Source organism: Streptomyces sp. NPDC040545, assembly GCF_055595065.1.
This window is the reverse complement of the sequence record NZ_JBVIWA010000014.1, coordinates 1-14,306: the sequence shown is the minus strand read 5'-3', so window position 1 is coordinate 14,306 and position 14,306 is coordinate 1. Positions and strand designations below refer to the sequence as shown.

Below are 14,306 nucleotides of genomic sequence, written 5' to 3'. Positions count from 1 at the left end.
ACTTACTAAGCGGTAACTTATGAAGTCAAGGCTTGAGGTTACCCATTCCCGACGCCGCAATGTAGCCGAGCGTGCGGTGATCTGTGTCGCTCAGGCGACCCTTTGCCGGTACGCCGCGCGCGGGGTCTGCGCCAGGATCGCGAGGTCCATCCCGAGCCAGTGGTTCTCCACATAATGCCGGTCCAGCAGGGCCATCTCCTCCCAGGGGAGGTCCGAACGCGCGCTGACCTGCCACAACCCGGTCATGCCGGGGCGCACGAGGAGCCGCTCGGGGCGGTCCGTACGAGCCTGTGGGCGCGGTCCGACCAGCGACATCTCGCCGCGGAGCACGTTCAGCAGCTGCGGGAGGCCGTCGAGGGCGCAGCGGTCCAGGGCCGCGCCGATCCGGCCGGCCCCGTCGTCGGTGCGCAGCCGCCAGGTCCGGAAGGGCCGCCCGGCCAGGCCCGCCGCCGGCTCCCGTACGAAGGGGCGGCCGCCCTGGGTCACGTAGAGCAGGGCGGTGATCGCCGTGAGCGGCAGGCCGAGCACTGCGAGCAGCATCACTGCCCCGACGAGGTCGAACACCCGCTTCGCCGAGGGGGCGGCGGGGACCCGTACCCGCGGAGCGGTGAGTGTGAGGGGCATGCCAGCACGCTGCCGTATGCCTTGGGCGGTCTCGCGGTGGCGCGCGGTCGCGGTGACCCGTTCGGCCGCAGCGCCGCTGCGGGGGGCCGGCCCCCGGACCCCCGGGAGGTCGGGGGTGAGCTCCCAGGGTTGCGCGTAAGCGGCAGCTAAAGATTGAGCCGACTCGACTCAGCTCTGTTGACGCAAGCGCGGCGATGCGGCATGGTTGAGTCTGTTCCACTCAAGTCAGCTGGAGGAATTGAAATGGCACGTGCGGTCGGCATCGACCTGGGCACCACTAACTCCGTCGTCAGCGTTCTGGAAGGCGGCGAGCCCACCGTCATCACCAACGCCGAGGGCGCCAGGACCACGCCGTCCGTCGTCGCCTTCGCCAAGAACGGCGAGGTCCTCGTCGGCGAGGTGGCCAAGCGCCAGGCGGTCACGAACGTGGACCGGACCATCCGCTCCGTCAAGCGCCACATGGGCACTGACTGGAAGATCAACCTGGATGGCAAGGACTTCAACCCGCAGCAGATGAGCGCCTTCATCCTGCAGAAGCTGAAGCGCGACGCCGAGGCGTACCTGGGCGAGAAGGTCACGGACGCGGTCATCACCGTCCCGGCCTACTTCAACGACTCCGAGCGCCAGGCGACGAAGGAGGCCGGCGAGATCGCGGGCCTGAACGTCCTGCGCATCGTCAACGAGCCGACGGCCGCCGCCCTGGCCTACGGCCTCGACAAGGACGACCAGACCATTCTCGTCTTCGACCTCGGTGGCGGCACCTTCGACGTGTCGCTCCTGGAGATCGGCGACGGCGTCGTCGAGGTCAAGGCCACCAACGGTGACAACCACCTCGGTGGCGACGACTGGGACCAGCGCGTCGTCGACTACCTGGTGAAGCAGTTCGCCAACGGCCACGGCGTGGACCTTTCCAAGGACAAGATGGCGCTCCAGCGCCTGCGCGAGGCCGCCGAGAAGGCGAAGATCGAGCTGTCCTCCTCCACGGAGACCACGATCAACCTGCCCTACATCACGGCTTCCGCCGAGGGCCCGCTGCACCTGGACGAGAAGCTCACGCGCGCCCAGTTCCAGCAGCTGACCGCGGACCTGCTCGACCGCTGCAAGACCCCGTTCCACAACGTCATCAAGGACGCCGGCATCCAGCTGTCCGAGATCGACCACGTGGTCCTGGTCGGCGGCTCCACCCGCATGCCGGCCGTCGCCGAGCTCGTCAAGGAGCTCACCGGCGGTCAGGACGCCAACAAGGGCGTCAACCCGGACGAGGTCGTCGCCATCGGCGCCACCCTCCAGGCCGGTGTGCTCAAGGGTGAGGTCAAGGACGTCCTGCTCCTCGACGTGACCCCGCTGTCCCTCGGCATCGAGACCAAGGGCGGCATCATGACCAAGCTCATCGAGCGCAACACCACGATCCCGACCAAGCGGTCCGAGATCTTCACGACGGCCGAGGACAACCAGCCGTCCGTGCAGATCCAGGTCTACCAGGGCGAGCGCGAGATCGCGGCGTACAACAAGAAGCTCGGCATGTTCGAGCTGACGGGCCTGCCCCCGGCCCCGCGTGGCGTCCCGCAGATCGAGGTCTCCTTCGACATCGACGCGAACGGCATCATGCACGTCACGGCCAAGGACCTTGGCACGGGCAAGGAGCAGAAGATGACCGTCACCGGCGGCTCCTCGCTCGGCAAGGACGAGGTCGACCGCATGCGCCAGGAGGCGGAGCAGTACGCGGACGAGGACCTGCGCCGCAAGGAGGCGGCCGAGTCCCGCAACCAGGGCGAGCAGCTCGTCTACCAGACGGAGAAGTTCGTCAAGGACAACGAGGACAAGGTCCCGGCCGACGTCAAGACCGAGGTCGAGGCCGCCGTCTCCGAGCTGAAGGAATCGCTCAAGGGCGAGGACACGGCCGAGATCCGCACCGCGACGGAGAAGCTCGCCGCGGTCAGCCAGAAGCTCGGCCAGGCCATCTACGCCGACGCGCAGGCCGCCCAGGCCGCCGGCGGCGCCGGTGACGCGGGCCAGGCCAAGGCCGACGACGACGTCGTCGACGCCGAGATCGTCGACGACGAGAAGCCGAAGGGCGGCGCTGCCTGATGTCGGAGGAGACCCCGGGCTTCGACGAGAAGCCCGAAGTCCCCGACGCCGGTCAGAACGACGCTGAGCCGAAGGCCGCCGACTCCGCCAAGGAGGAGGCGGCCCCGGCCGGGGACGCAAGCCAGGACGTGGCACTGCTGGCGCAGCTGGACCAGGCCCGTACCGCGCTCTCCGAGCGCACCGCGGACCTCCAGCGGCTCCAGGCCGAGTACCAGAACTACCGCCGCCGGGTGGAGCGGGACCGGATCACCGTCAAGGAGATCGCGGTCGCGTCCCTCCTGACGGAGCTGCTCCCGACCCTGGACGACATCGGCCGGGCGCGGGAGCACGGCGAGCTGGTCGGCGGCTTCAAGTCGGTGGCCGAATCGCTGGAGACCGTCGCCGCCAAGATGGGCCTGCAGCAGTTCGGCAAGGAGGGCGAGCCCTTCGACCCGACGATCCACGAGGCCCTGATGCACTCGTACGCGCCGGACATCACCGAGGACACCTGCGTGGCGATCCTGCAGCCGGGGTACCGGATCGGCGAGCGTACGATCCGTCCCGCACGGGTCGCGGTGGCCGAGCCCCAGCCGGGCGCGGCCCCGAAGTCCGAGTCCACGGAGGGCGAAGCGCCGGACGGCTTGGACGCGGATGCCCCCGACAAGGGCTGATGCACCACACGTAGAAGCACGGGAGGAGGGACACCGGGGATGAGCACGAAGGACTTCGTCGAGAAGGACTACTACAAGGTCCTCGGTGTCCCGAAGGACGCCACCGAGGCCGAGATCAAGAAGGCGTACCGGAAGCTCGCCCGCGAGTTCCACCCGGACGCCAACAAGGGCGACGCCTCCGCCGAGGCGCGCTTCAAGGAGATCTCCGAGGCGAACGACATCCTCGGCGACGCCAAGAAGCGCAAGGAGTACGACGAGGCGCGCGCCCTGTTCGGCAACGGTGGCTTCCGCCCCGGGCCGGGCGGCGGCGGCTCCTTCAACTTCGACCTCGGCGACCTCTTCGGGGGTCAGCAGCAGGGCGCCGGCCAGGCCGGCGGCTTCGGCGGCGGCCTGGGTGACGTCTTCGGCGGCCTCTTCAACCGCGGCGCCGGCCCCGGTGCGGGCACCCGTACCCAGCCGCGCCGCGGCCAGGACATCGAGTCGGAGGTCACCCTCTCCTTCACGGAGGCGGTGGACGGGGCCACGGTCCCGCTCCGGATGTCCTCCCAGGCCCCCTGCAAGGCCTGTTCGGGCACCGGCGACAAGAACGGCACCCCCCGGGTGTGCCCGACCTGTGTCGGCACCGGCCAGGTCTCGCGGGGCAGCGGCGGTGGTTTCTCGCTGACCGACCCCTGTGCGGACTGCAAGGGCCGCGGCCTGATCGCGGAGACCCCTTGCGAGGTCTGCAAGGGCAGCGGGCGCGCCCGCAGCTCCCGCACCATGCAGGTCCGGATCCCGGCGGGCGTCTCCGACGGCCAGCGGATCCGGCTGCGCGGCAAGGGTGCGCCGGGCGAGCGCGGCGGTCCGGGCGGTGACCTCTACGTGGTCGTGCACGTCGGTTCCCACCCGGTGTTCGGCCGCAAGGACGACAACCTGACGGTGACCGTGCCCGTGACGTTCGCGGAGGCGGCGCTGGGTGCCGAGATCAAGGTCCCGACCCTGAACGGCCCCTCGGTGACGCTGAAGCTGCCGCCGGGCACCCCCAACGGGCGCACCATGCGGGCCCGCGGCAAGGGTGCGGTCCGCAAGGACGGCACCCGCGGCGACCTGCTGGTCACGGTGGAGGTCGCGGTCCCGACCGAGCTGTCCGACAAGGCCCGCGAGGCCCTGGAGATGTACCGCGAGGCGACGGAGTCGCAGGACCCGCGCTCCGCGCTGTTCGAGTCCGCGAAGGGAGCATGACATGGACGGCCGCCGACGACAGTCCTCCCGTCTGGGAAACGGTGCCTACCAACTCACCGACGAGACCCCGGTCTACGTGATCTCGGTGGCCGCCCAGCTCTCCGGTCTGCATCCGCAGACCCTCCGCCAGTACGACCGTCTCGGCCTGGTCTCCCCGGACCGTACGGCCGGCCGCGGCCGGCGCTACTCGGCCCGTGACATCGAACTGCTCCGCACGGTGCAGGCGTTGTCGCAGGACGAGGGCATCAACCTGGCGGGCATCAAGCGCATCATCGAACTGGAGAACCAGGTCGCCGCGCTCCAGCAGCGCGTGGCCGAACTCTCCGCGGCCGTGGACGGCGCGGCGGCCACGCTGCAGGCGCGCGAGGCCCAGGTCCACGCCTCGTACCGCCGCGACCTGGTCCCGTACCAGCCCCCGCAGCCGGGCAGCGCCCTGGTCGTCTGGCGCCCCAGCCCCAAGCGACCGCTGGACTGATCCAGGCCCCGCGCCTCGCGCACGAACACACGAAGGGCCTCACCGGAAACCACATCCGGTGGGGCCCTTCGTCATGTCATCCTCAACGCCACCCGGCCCCGTGTAGCAGCCCCGTCAGGACGTGACGTGACGGGGCTGCCCATCGCTAGCCGGATCCGCGTGAGTCGCTCACGGGATGGGAATTTCCCGCCTGTCGAAGTCACGCGCCAGGGAAATAGACCAGACATCTCCCTTGAGCGGCCGTCCCACACCTCCGAGCTCAGCCGTCAGTACGTGCACGATTGCGGCCGACTCCGCTACCGCGAATCTGGCGTGAGGCTCCTGAAGTCGGTCGTCGATCCGGCGCAAGCGGATACCCTCGGCAGCCATGTGTTCCTCGAGGTCGCAGAATTTGATCCGCTCCTCAAATTTCCCATGCCTTTCGATCAGGGCATTCGAGACGACATCAGGTTCTCCGGTCGCCAGCCTGTGAATCTGAATGCTCAATTCGACGCATTGCCATCCATCAGCGCCCTTGATGAAGGAGAGTTCCACCAGTCCGAAGTCGCGACGCATTCGCCCTTTGCGCACATCGTCGACGTAATCGCGGCCGAGCTGCGCCTCCCAGTCGTCAGGCCGGGCATTCAGCCCGAGGTTTTGTACGGTGCCAGACCGCAAGACGTCGATGCAGAACTGGAGTGCGCTCATCCGAGCTTCTCCAGGTTCTTGATCAGGAAGTGCATTTCCGCGGCGCGGTTGGACTTCATTCCAAATTCTCCGGCGTTCATGCTGTTGCGAGCGGAAGTGGCCTTCTGGATGATGTCGGCCCTGAGGTCGGGATTTGAGTGGATCTCGTCCAGCACCTTTTGAACCTCCTTCGAACTTGCGGTTCCGTTCTTCAGGCGAATCGGTTCCGCCCCAATTCCGCCCTTGTCGTCCGGAAAGATGCGGACTTCGCTCTTTCCGATGTGAATGTGGGCGCCCTTGGTTGCCCAGTCCTGATAGGCGACCGAAGCATGGATGCAGTCGCTGTTATGAACCAGAACCGGAGTCGACCCTGCCAGCACATAGTACGTGTGGAGGTCGTCGACGGTGAGGTTGTACGTTCTGGCGTGCTGTGTGTAGGGCTTGTTGGCCGTGACGATGACGATCGTGCCGTCGTCGGTGAGCAGGGTCGACCCGGCGGTGAGTTCCCTTGCCTCCAGCCAGGCGTTGGCCGAAGGGGACCAGAAGGGGTGCTCGTGGGTGGCGGTGAGCTCTTCGATTCCGTCTTCGGTGGCTATCGAGAGCGTGTTGAAGTACTTGTCGTCCTCGGTGACGATCAAGTGGGTGACTTGACGACTTCCTGTTTCCCCGGTTTCGGGATCGGTCGCCTTTACCTCGTCGCCCACTTCGACATCTTCGATGTCCTTGGTAGTGCCGTCGGCCATGAGGACGTCAGTGCCGGCGAGGAAGCACTTCGCGCATTTGGTTCCCGGTAGGTTGAAGTTGTCGAGTTTCTTCTCGCTCTTCACCGCGATCTTGATGCCCTTGGCCCACTTGGCCCATGGGAGGTCCAAAGCGGATACCGCGCAGCCCTTCACGGACAAGGAGGCGCAGGACGCCCATGCGGCCGCGTCGGGGGCGATGACCAGGAGCATGAAGTCGCCGATCTCGGCGTCCCGCGCGGACCTTTCGTAGTCGAAGAGGCCGAGGTCGGCCGCACCCTGGCAGAAGGCAGTCTTCTGGTCCTTGATGTGGAAGCACTTCTCCGTGCTGAGCCAGGTCTTCATCCGCTCGTAGTAGGTCTTCTTGGCCGGGTAGCGCTTCTTCAGTTCCTCGGCGGTGAGAAGACGTCCACCGTTGACGTGGATGTCGCCCTGCTTGTCGACGGTGACGGTGACCCTGGGCGGCTTGGTGTCGTTGCCCTTGGTCTTGTCGTGCTCCTCGATGGTCAGGCCGTTGGTTTCGCCGCCACCACCGCAGTAGCCGTACCCGAAGCAGCTTTCGAGACCGGTCGGGTCCATCTGCGAGATCGGGTTGTTGTTCGCGTAGTTGTACCCGTTCATCTGGAGCGGGTTGGTGACGTCGATGACCGGGTCGACCGAGATGAAGCGGCCGGTGGCCGGTTCGTATTCGCGGGCGCCGATGTGGGTGAGGCCCGTGTCTGCGTCGTCGACACCCGTGCCGAGGAAGGCGCGGCTGCCGGGCCAGTTGTTGACGGCGCCGCCGCGCTGGTTGCCGTACGGGTCGAACTTGCGGCGGGTGACCGGCTGTCCGGCCGACTGTTCGACCGCGACGGTCGCGGTGTTGTGGTGGTCGGCCAGCAGGACGGTCAGCTTGTGGCCGGTCGCCTTGCCGTTGGTCTGCCGGGTGGTGGTGACACCGCCGGGACCGCTGTAGTACCGGAGGGCGTCGATGGCCTTGCCGGCCTTGTCGACGGTGATCTCGGTCTCGCCCAGGTAGAGGGTCCGGCTGCTGCCGGTCTCCTCGACCAGCCGGGTGCCGCTCGCGTCGTAGATGTACTTGGTGGTGGGGTCGGACGGGTTCCACTTCTGGTTCGTGCCGTTGTTGCAGGTGTAGACCAGCAGGTCGGTGCCGTCCGCGTCGTTGCCGTTCGGGACGTCGACGCAGGCGTTGGCGGCCTCGTTGTAGAGCGCCTTGTCGGTGGTGGAGCGGTGGACGAACTTCTGCTCGGGTCCGCCGTTGCAGGTGGCCACGACCGCCCTGCCGTTCTGCGCGGTCAGGCACTTGTCCAGCGCGCGGACGGTGTTGCCGGTGAGGCGCCACTGCTGTGCCTTCGCCTCGTTGCAGGGCCACAGCTGGACGGGGGTGCCGTCCGCGGTGCGGCCCCCGTCGACATCGAGGCACTTGCCGGACAGGCCGGTGATGGCGACGGCGCCGATGCCGGGACTGGACGCCTCGGTGAGCTTGTTGTTGCGGTCCCAGGTCAGGGCCTGGGTGTCAGCGTCGATCTTCCGGGTCTTGGTGTTGCCGGCGGCGTCGTATTCGTAGGTGGACTGGGAGAGGGACGTCGCCCCCTGCTTCTTCTCCGCCTTGCTGAGGGCGTGGGGCTTGGTCATGACCGGGGTCTGGCCGGCCGGCGAGATGTTGACGCCGTAGGAGTACGTCGTCGTCTGGTCCAGCGCGGAGTTGGTGAGGTGGTGGTTCACCAGCTCGGTGCGGTTGCCGATGGCGTCGAACTTGTACGACTGCCAGTAGCCGTCACCATCCGGACCGGCGGTGACGTCGTTCAGCGAGGGCCCGGTGCAGGCGTCCGTCTTGCCGGTCCAGGCCTGGGTGAGCTGTCCCAGCGGGCTGTACGAGAAGCACTGCCGGTCGATCATGCCGCCGGCCCGGGTGTCCGTGATCGAGGTCGGGTTGCCCGCCACGTCGTACGTGTAGGACAGCGCCGAGATCCGGTGCTCGTTCGGCGTCTCGCGGTCGGCGATCGACTGGGTGACACGGCCCGTGTTCGGGTCGTGCATCGTGGTCGTCCACACCCGGTTGGGGGCGTTGCCGGACGCGGTGCGCAGGACCTCGCCGAAGGGGCTGTACGCCACTTCGGCGGTGTACCAGGACAGGCCCGACACGGTCTGGGGCAGGCCGTCGGCGTTGTAGCGCGTGATCAGCTTCTCGGCCGCGAGGCCGCCCGGGGTGGCGGGCAGGGTCGTCGACTGGACCGCGCCCGTCGGGGTGTAGGTGGTGCTGTAGGCGTACGTGCCGGCCAGGCCCTTGGTGGCGGCGTTGTCCGGGATGGTGATCTTCGACCCGGTGGGACGGTACTCGGTGTCGTAGCCGGTGATCTCGCTCTTGTACGCCGCGCCGTCGGTGTAGGAGGTGGACGAGACGGGCTTGCCCTTGCCTCCGGCCAGGGTGTCGTAGGTCCACGAGGCCGCGAGCGGGCCGGTCGCGGAGTCCTCGCGCGACTCGGTCGGGCGACCGAGCTTGTCGTAGAGGGTGTAGGTCTTCTTACCGGCCGAGTTCTGCGACCACTCCTGCTGGTCGAGGTTGTTGTAGCCGAAGGAGGCCGCGCCCATGTCCGGGTCGGTGGAGCCGGTCAGGCGGCCGCGGGCGTCGTAGGTGTACGTCCATTCGTTGGCGGCGGCGTCGGTGACCTTGGCCAGCTTGCCGCGCACGTCGTACGTGTAGGTGGTGTTGTTCCAGGTGGTCAGGTCGCCGGCCGTGGCCTTCTGGATGAGCGTCGTGCGGTTCAGCGCGTCGGTCCAGGTCTGGGTGGACTGGCTGCCCGGCAGCGGGGTCGAACCGTTCACCGACATGCCGCTGCGCTGGCGGATCCAGTTGCCGCCGTACGCGGTGACATCGGAATGGTGGTCGGTTCCCGCGAAGAGGGTGGTGTTGCGTACCGGGCGGCCGAGGCCGTCGTAGGCGGTCGCGGTGGCGTTCGGGACGTGGAAGTCGGTCTCCGGGACGAAGATGTTCCGGTCCGGCTCGCCCTCCGCGTAGTAGGTGTTGTTGGTCCGGCGGACCGTGCCGTTCGCGTTGTACAGCTTGTCCTTGACCATGCGGCCGCCGCCGATGGCTTCTGCCTGGGTCTGGCGCGGGCGCAGCAGGCCGTCGTAGATCTCGATGGAGCTCTCGTAGGTGCCGTTGTCCCGCAGGATGCGCGAGGTGACGGCCGGGGGCTCATGCTCGGTGATCTGGTAGTCGAAGGTCTGCCGGGCCTTGTCGGTGGCCGGGTTCTGGGAAGGTGTCCATACCGCCGTGGTACGGCCCAGGGGGTCGTAGGCCGAGGTGATCTTGCGGTTGTTCTGGTCGGCGATCTCCAGGACCAGGCCGCGGCCCGGGTCGATCTTGGTGGTCGACTTGTGGGTCAGGGCGTTGGTCGCGGCCTGGGTGAAGGCCGGTCCGGTCGCCGGGGTGAACGTCGTCGTGATGGCGTTGCCGGCGGGGTCGTACGACTTGACCACGCGGCCGAGGGCGTCGTACTCGAAGCGCCCGGTGGTGGTCCAGCCGGTGCCCGCTCCGTCCTGGGTGTCGGTCTGGAAGACCAGGCCCTTGACCGGGGCGGTACCGAAGGCGTTCAGGGCGTCGTACGAGGTGCGGGTCTGGGACAGCAGGGTGCCGGTGGCCGCCTGCGCGCACGTGCCGGAGGTGGCGCGGACGTTCTGTGTCAGACCGATCAGGTGCTTGGCGGTGTTGTGGACGTAGGTGGTGGTGGTGCAGCTCTGGTCGTTGACGGTCCAGCCGCCGGAGCCGTTCGAGGTCTTGGCCTCGGTCTCCGTGCTGGTCTTGAGGCCGTAGGCGGGCTCGTAGGTGTCGATGCCACGTATGAGGCGCGTGCCGCCGTCGATCGCCTCGTACTGGTCGGTCTGCTTGGTGTTGACGCGGAAGGCTTCGAGGTCGGTGGTTCCGGCGCGGGGCCGGGAGCCGGTCTTCGTGCTCTCGTACCGGTTCAGGTCGCGGGCGGCGACTGTGCCGCCGGCCCCGGCCTTGGTGTAGGTAATGGTCTCCGCGACCTTGCCCGCGTACTGGCGCAGGTCGTCGCCGAGGGTTTCCGCGCCGGTGGAGTCCTTGACCGTGATCACGGGGCGGCCGGCATCGCCGGACATGCCCCGGAAGTAGCGGGTCCTGGTCAGGGCCTGCTCGGTGGCCTCCCTCGGGACTGCGGTGTCGGTGACGCCCCTCGTCGTGACGACCGAGGCGTAGCCGCGCCACTGGTTGTAGGTGCGCAGCTCGGGCTTGGTCCACTCGTCGTCGTCCTTGGCCCAGGCGGCGTCACCCTCGTAGGTGTAGCTGGTGGTGACGTCGGGCTGGCGGGCGACGCGGTCCTTCTCGACGACCTTGTCGACGACGTACTTGTTGAACCACTCCAGCGGGGGCGTCTCCAGCTCACCGTCCGGGGACCAGTGGTTGGGGAAGCAGCGGCCCGTGTTCTCCTCGGGCTTGGGGTGGCTGGTGCCCACCGGGCAGGGCGCGGAGTAGTCGACGTAGATCTCACCGCCGGTCTCGTTGCGGATGGTCTCCACGCGGAGGCGGTCGTAGTCCGGGGTGGCGTCGTTGGCGCTCTTCGCGACGCGGTTGGGCATGTCCTGGACATTGGGGAGGAAGGAGACCGGCGGCAGCGGGGCGCTGAGCTGGTTGCCGTTCTCGTCCTTCTTCGTGCCGTACCCGGTGCGGCTGATCGACTCCAGCCACAGGGGCGGGTGGGTGTCGGTGCGCTGCTTCGGGAAGGACTGCTGCAGGGTCCACTGGTCGACCTTGGACAGGTCCGTGGTGCCCTCGGTGCGCTGGCCGTAGGTGGTGACGGCGGTCAGACGCTTGCGGGTCCAGAAGGTGGGGACGGAGACGTAGCAGGTCTCATCGGTGAACGTGCAGTTCAGCGTGGACGGGGTATCCCACCAAGGCTGCTTGACCTCGTAGTTCTTCGATGTGAACTCCGAGTCCTGGCACTTCGTGGTGCCTTCCTTGATGCAGCGCTCGTCGACCGTGAACTCGACCTTGGCCGCCGGGGCGCCGGAGAGGTTGTCCGCCCGCAGACCGTAGGTGATCTGGGACGGGTAGCCGCCGCGGACGTAGCCGACCTCGGCGCTGTTCTTCTCCTTCCACTTCTCGTTCTTGGAGTAGCGGTTCTCCTCCCGCTTCCAGTCGATGATCAGTGCGTTGCCGTGCACGTCCTCGACGTAGTCGAGGTTCCAGCGCCAGGCCTGCTTGCAGGAGGAGCTCGCGAAGGCGGTCTGGTAGCAGGGCTCGCCGGGGTGGTTGCCGAAGACGGGGACGTTGAAGACCGAGTCCGTCACGGGCCGGCTGCCCGCGCCGTCGACGTCGTGGCGGCCGAAGTAGTACTTGGTGCCCTCGCGGGTGGTGACGCGCCAGTACTCGCCGTCCTTGGCGCCGTTGGCGACGTTCGCGTCGGTCAGGCGCTCGACCTTGGAGCCGTCGTCGTCCGCGGGGATCCAGTTCCCCGTGGTGGCGTCCTTGACGAGCTCGGTGGTGCTGCCGCCGAGCGACATCACCATGTTGTCGCCGGCCCAGCACAGGTCGTTCTTCTTCTTGTCCGCGCTGTTGTTGTTGTTCGGCGTGCCCTTGAGGTCGGCCGAGCAGGGGCGGTAGCGCCGCTCGACGAAGCCGGGGTGGTAGTCCCAGCCGTCACCGATCCAGGAGGCCTGGCCGTTGGCGACCGAGGTCTTGCCGTCGACCGCCTGGGAGCCGTACGAGAGGGCGATCTTCGGCTCAGGGCCCGCCGGGGCCGCCGGCACTCCGAGCGGGTAGCTCCAGGAGAACCCGCCGCCGCTGCCGCCCGCGCTCCAGGAGCCGGACGGCGAGAGCGAGGTGGCCTTGTACGTGCCACCCGCGCCCGAGGCGGAATCCGTCGCGGCCAGCACGGTCGGGCCGGCACCGCCGCTGAGCGCCATGGTGCGCAGGCCCTGGCCCGGCCCGGTGGCCGGGTCCACGGTCGCACGGACGGTGCCGGTGGCCGGGTCGTTGGTGGTCGGAACGGCCTTTGCGGTGGTGCACTCGGGAATCGTGGGCGTGGTCAGGAAGCACGCCGGAAGCTGCCTGAGTTCCAGACGGGTGGCCCACTCGGTGCCGTAGAGGTCTTCGAACTGTTTGTAGTCGAGCTGGATGTCGACCGGAGTCGATCCCTCGGCGGGGGGCGTGACCTTGATGATCGCGCCGTCGATGCCGACCGACTCGGTGGCCGTACGGGCCTCGACCGCCACCGACCAGGTGCCCGAAGGGTCGGGCGGAGTCGGGTTGCTCTCCGTGGGGGACGCCTTGCCGATGCTGACGGGCAGGGTGCCCGCTTGCACCAGCGCGCCTCCTGTGCCCGGATTCAGTGCGACATTTACCGAACCGGCTGCCGGAGGAGTCACCTTGGAGGGCTCATATCCGGCCGGAGGCTGAGCCGGAGCGCCGGCCCACCCCTCGAGCTTTGCGGCCTCGACCTTGTCGAGCTTGGCCTTCAGATCGGTCTGGAGCCCAGGGAGCTGGACCCCGGAGCGGTTACCCGGTGGTACCGCCCAGGCCTGGGCGGGCAGAAGAGAGGCCAGCAGAACCGCGGAAAGCACGATTCCGGTACGCGCCAGGTGTTTGCGCGCCTTCCCGTTTCCGGGCAGGCGCAAATTACTCGCCGCAAAGGGCGACATCGTTTACCCCCCATGCCGCTGCCGTTCGGATATCAGACGCTCCGAGCCGCAGGGAATTGACAAATTGCCAGCAGATCTTGGGGCGAGGGGTATCGGTAAGTCCACTGCCGAAGGGTCTCGAGTGGCCTTAATCACTCGGGGGGCTTCGAATATCGGGAAAAGTGGTGCAATTTTGGCGTATCAGAATGTGGGATATCGCCGCCGATGAGGTACGGCGACCCCGGGGATGGTTGATGATCGGGTCGCACTTTTGTGAGCATGCCCGAGGGGGAGAACGAAGAATGGCTGTCAGCGGTTCCGAGATCGAAGCCGAGCCCGTGGCCGACGATCCACCGAGACGTAGCTGGTATCGGCGCCGCAGGGCTGTGGGTGGCTTGGCCGCTCTGCTCGCGGTGGCTGTTGCGGTTCCGGTCGGTGTGCAGCTGGGTGGGGGCGAGAAGCCGGAGGGGAAGGCGTCGGGCGGGGCGAGTGGTCCGGTCGCGGCGCCGCAGGCGCGGAAGCTGGCTGCTGAGACGGGCAAGGACGTGGAGGTGACGGCCGAGCGGAGTGCGAACACGACGACGTGGGCGCAGCCGGACGGTCTGTTCAAGAAGCACATCTCCAGCTCCGCGGTCCGGGCGAGGGTCGGTGAGGTGTGGAAGGCGATCGACACCGATCTGCAGCCGGTCGAGGGCGGGTTCGCCGCGAAGGCGGTGAACGGGTCCGTCGTCTTCAGTGCCGGCAGTGATGGGGCGCGGGTCACTCGCGGTGTGGTGCGTTCCGCTCTGGCGGTGGATGCGCCGGGTGAAGTGTGGACCGAGCTGGTGCGTCTGAAGGCCGACGGGCATGACATGTCCGTGAGTTGGCCGGGTGTGCTGCCCGTGCCGGTGATCGACGGTCCGCGTGCGCTGTACGAGAATGTGCGGCCGGGTGTCGATCTGCTGATGACGGCTCAGGACGGCGGCTATTCGCACCTGCTGGTGGTGAAGGACACGCAGGCCGCCGCGGATCCTCTGCTCGCGGAGATCAATTACCGTCTCGCTTCGCCCGATCTTCAGTTCCAGCTCGACCCGGAGTCCGGATCCCTCAGCGCGCGAGACGCCAGGGGTGAAGAAGTCGCAGGCTCTCCGTCACCGTTGATGTGGGATTCGTCGGGCAAGGTCGCCACCACCGACGACGTGCCCGCGTGGAAGGCCCCGG

7 protein-coding genes and 1 pseudogene are annotated in these 14,306 nt (G+C 67.9%); 5 read left to right on the top strand and 3 right to left on the bottom strand.

Features of this window, described 5'->3' with window-relative positions:
• Positions 1-90: 90 nt before the first annotated feature.
• The gene (locus ACZ573_RS24665) at positions 91-624 is read right to left on the bottom strand and encodes a sugar transferase (protein ID WP_471307524.1); all 534 of its coding nucleotides are present in this window, start codon (positions 622-624) and stop codon (positions 91-93) included.
• A 243-nt stretch (positions 625-867) separates the two neighbouring features.
• On the opposite strand from ACZ573_RS24665, the gene dnaK reads away from it, so the two are divergent.
• Genes dnaK through ACZ573_RS24645 form a run of 4 tightly spaced genes read left to right on the top strand, consistent with a single transcriptional unit; the run spans position 868 to position 5,058 of the window.
• Complete coding sequence (gene dnaK, locus ACZ573_RS24660; RefSeq protein ID WP_471307522.1) at positions 868-2,712, top strand: molecular chaperone DnaK; 1,845 nt, start codon at positions 868-870, stop codon at positions 2,710-2,712.
• Complete coding sequence (gene grpE / locus ACZ573_RS24655) at positions 2,712-3,362, top strand: nucleotide exchange factor GrpE (protein WP_301368620.1); 651 nt, start codon at positions 2,712-2,714, stop codon at positions 3,360-3,362. Before dnaK ends, grpE begins: the two co-directional genes overlap by 1 nt.
• Positions 3,363-3,401: 39 nt before the next feature.
• Positions 3,402-4,583, top strand: a complete 1,182-nt coding sequence (gene dnaJ / locus ACZ573_RS24650) for a molecular chaperone DnaJ (protein ID WP_471307519.1) — start codon at positions 3,402-3,404, stop codon at positions 4,581-4,583.
• Position 4,584: 1 nt separating this feature from the next.
• Positions 4,585-5,058 carry a heat shock protein transcriptional repressor HspR gene (locus ACZ573_RS24645; RefSeq protein ID WP_382540452.1) on the top strand — a complete coding sequence of 158 codons (474 nt, stop codon included), beginning with the start codon at positions 4,585-4,587 and terminating at the stop codon, positions 5,056-5,058.
• Between the two features lie 168 nt (positions 5,059-5,226).
• Here ACZ573_RS24645 and ACZ573_RS24640 read toward each other — a convergent pair whose 3' ends face one another.
• Together ACZ573_RS24640 and ACZ573_RS24635 are read right to left on the bottom strand one after the other, a co-directional pair.
• The gene (locus ACZ573_RS24640; protein WP_471307516.1) at positions 5,227-5,745 is read right to left on the bottom strand and encodes a hypothetical protein; all 519 of its coding nucleotides are present in this window, start codon (positions 5,743-5,745) and stop codon (positions 5,227-5,229) included.
• The gene (locus tag ACZ573_RS24635) at positions 5,742-12,791 is read right to left on the bottom strand and encodes a ricin-type beta-trefoil lectin domain protein (protein ID WP_471307513.1); all 7,050 of its coding nucleotides are present in this window, start codon (positions 12,789-12,791) and stop codon (positions 5,742-5,744) included. The genes ACZ573_RS24640 and ACZ573_RS24635 overlap by 4 nt, the downstream gene beginning before the upstream one ends.
• Before the next feature lie 617 nt (positions 12,792-13,408).
• Between ACZ573_RS24635 and ACZ573_RS24630 the strand changes: the two are divergent.
• Positions 13,409-14,306, top strand: a pseudogene (locus ACZ573_RS24630) (DNRLRE domain-containing protein); the annotation flags it as partial.

Bases quoted from the DNA above. Each gene is read 5' to 3' on its own strand.
- ACZ573_RS24665 (WP_471307524.1), bottom strand. From the start codon at position 624: ATGCCCCTCACACTCACCGCTCCGCGGGTACGGGTCCCCGCCGCCCCC.
- dnaJ (WP_471307519.1), top strand. From the start codon at position 3,402: ATGAGCACGAAGGACTTCGTCGAGAAGGACTACTACAAGGTCCTCGGT.
- ACZ573_RS24640 (WP_471307516.1), bottom strand. From the start codon at position 5,745: ATGAGCGCACTCCAGTTCTGCATCGACGTCTTGCGGTCTGGCACCGTA.
- dnaK (WP_471307522.1), top strand. From the start codon at position 868: ATGGCACGTGCGGTCGGCATCGACCTGGGCACCACTAACTCCGTCGTC.
- grpE (WP_301368620.1), top strand. From the start codon at position 2,712: ATGTCGGAGGAGACCCCGGGCTTCGACGAGAAGCCCGAAGTCCCCGAC.
- ACZ573_RS24645 (WP_382540452.1), top strand. From the start codon at position 4,585: ATGGACGGCCGCCGACGACAGTCCTCCCGTCTGGGAAACGGTGCCTAC.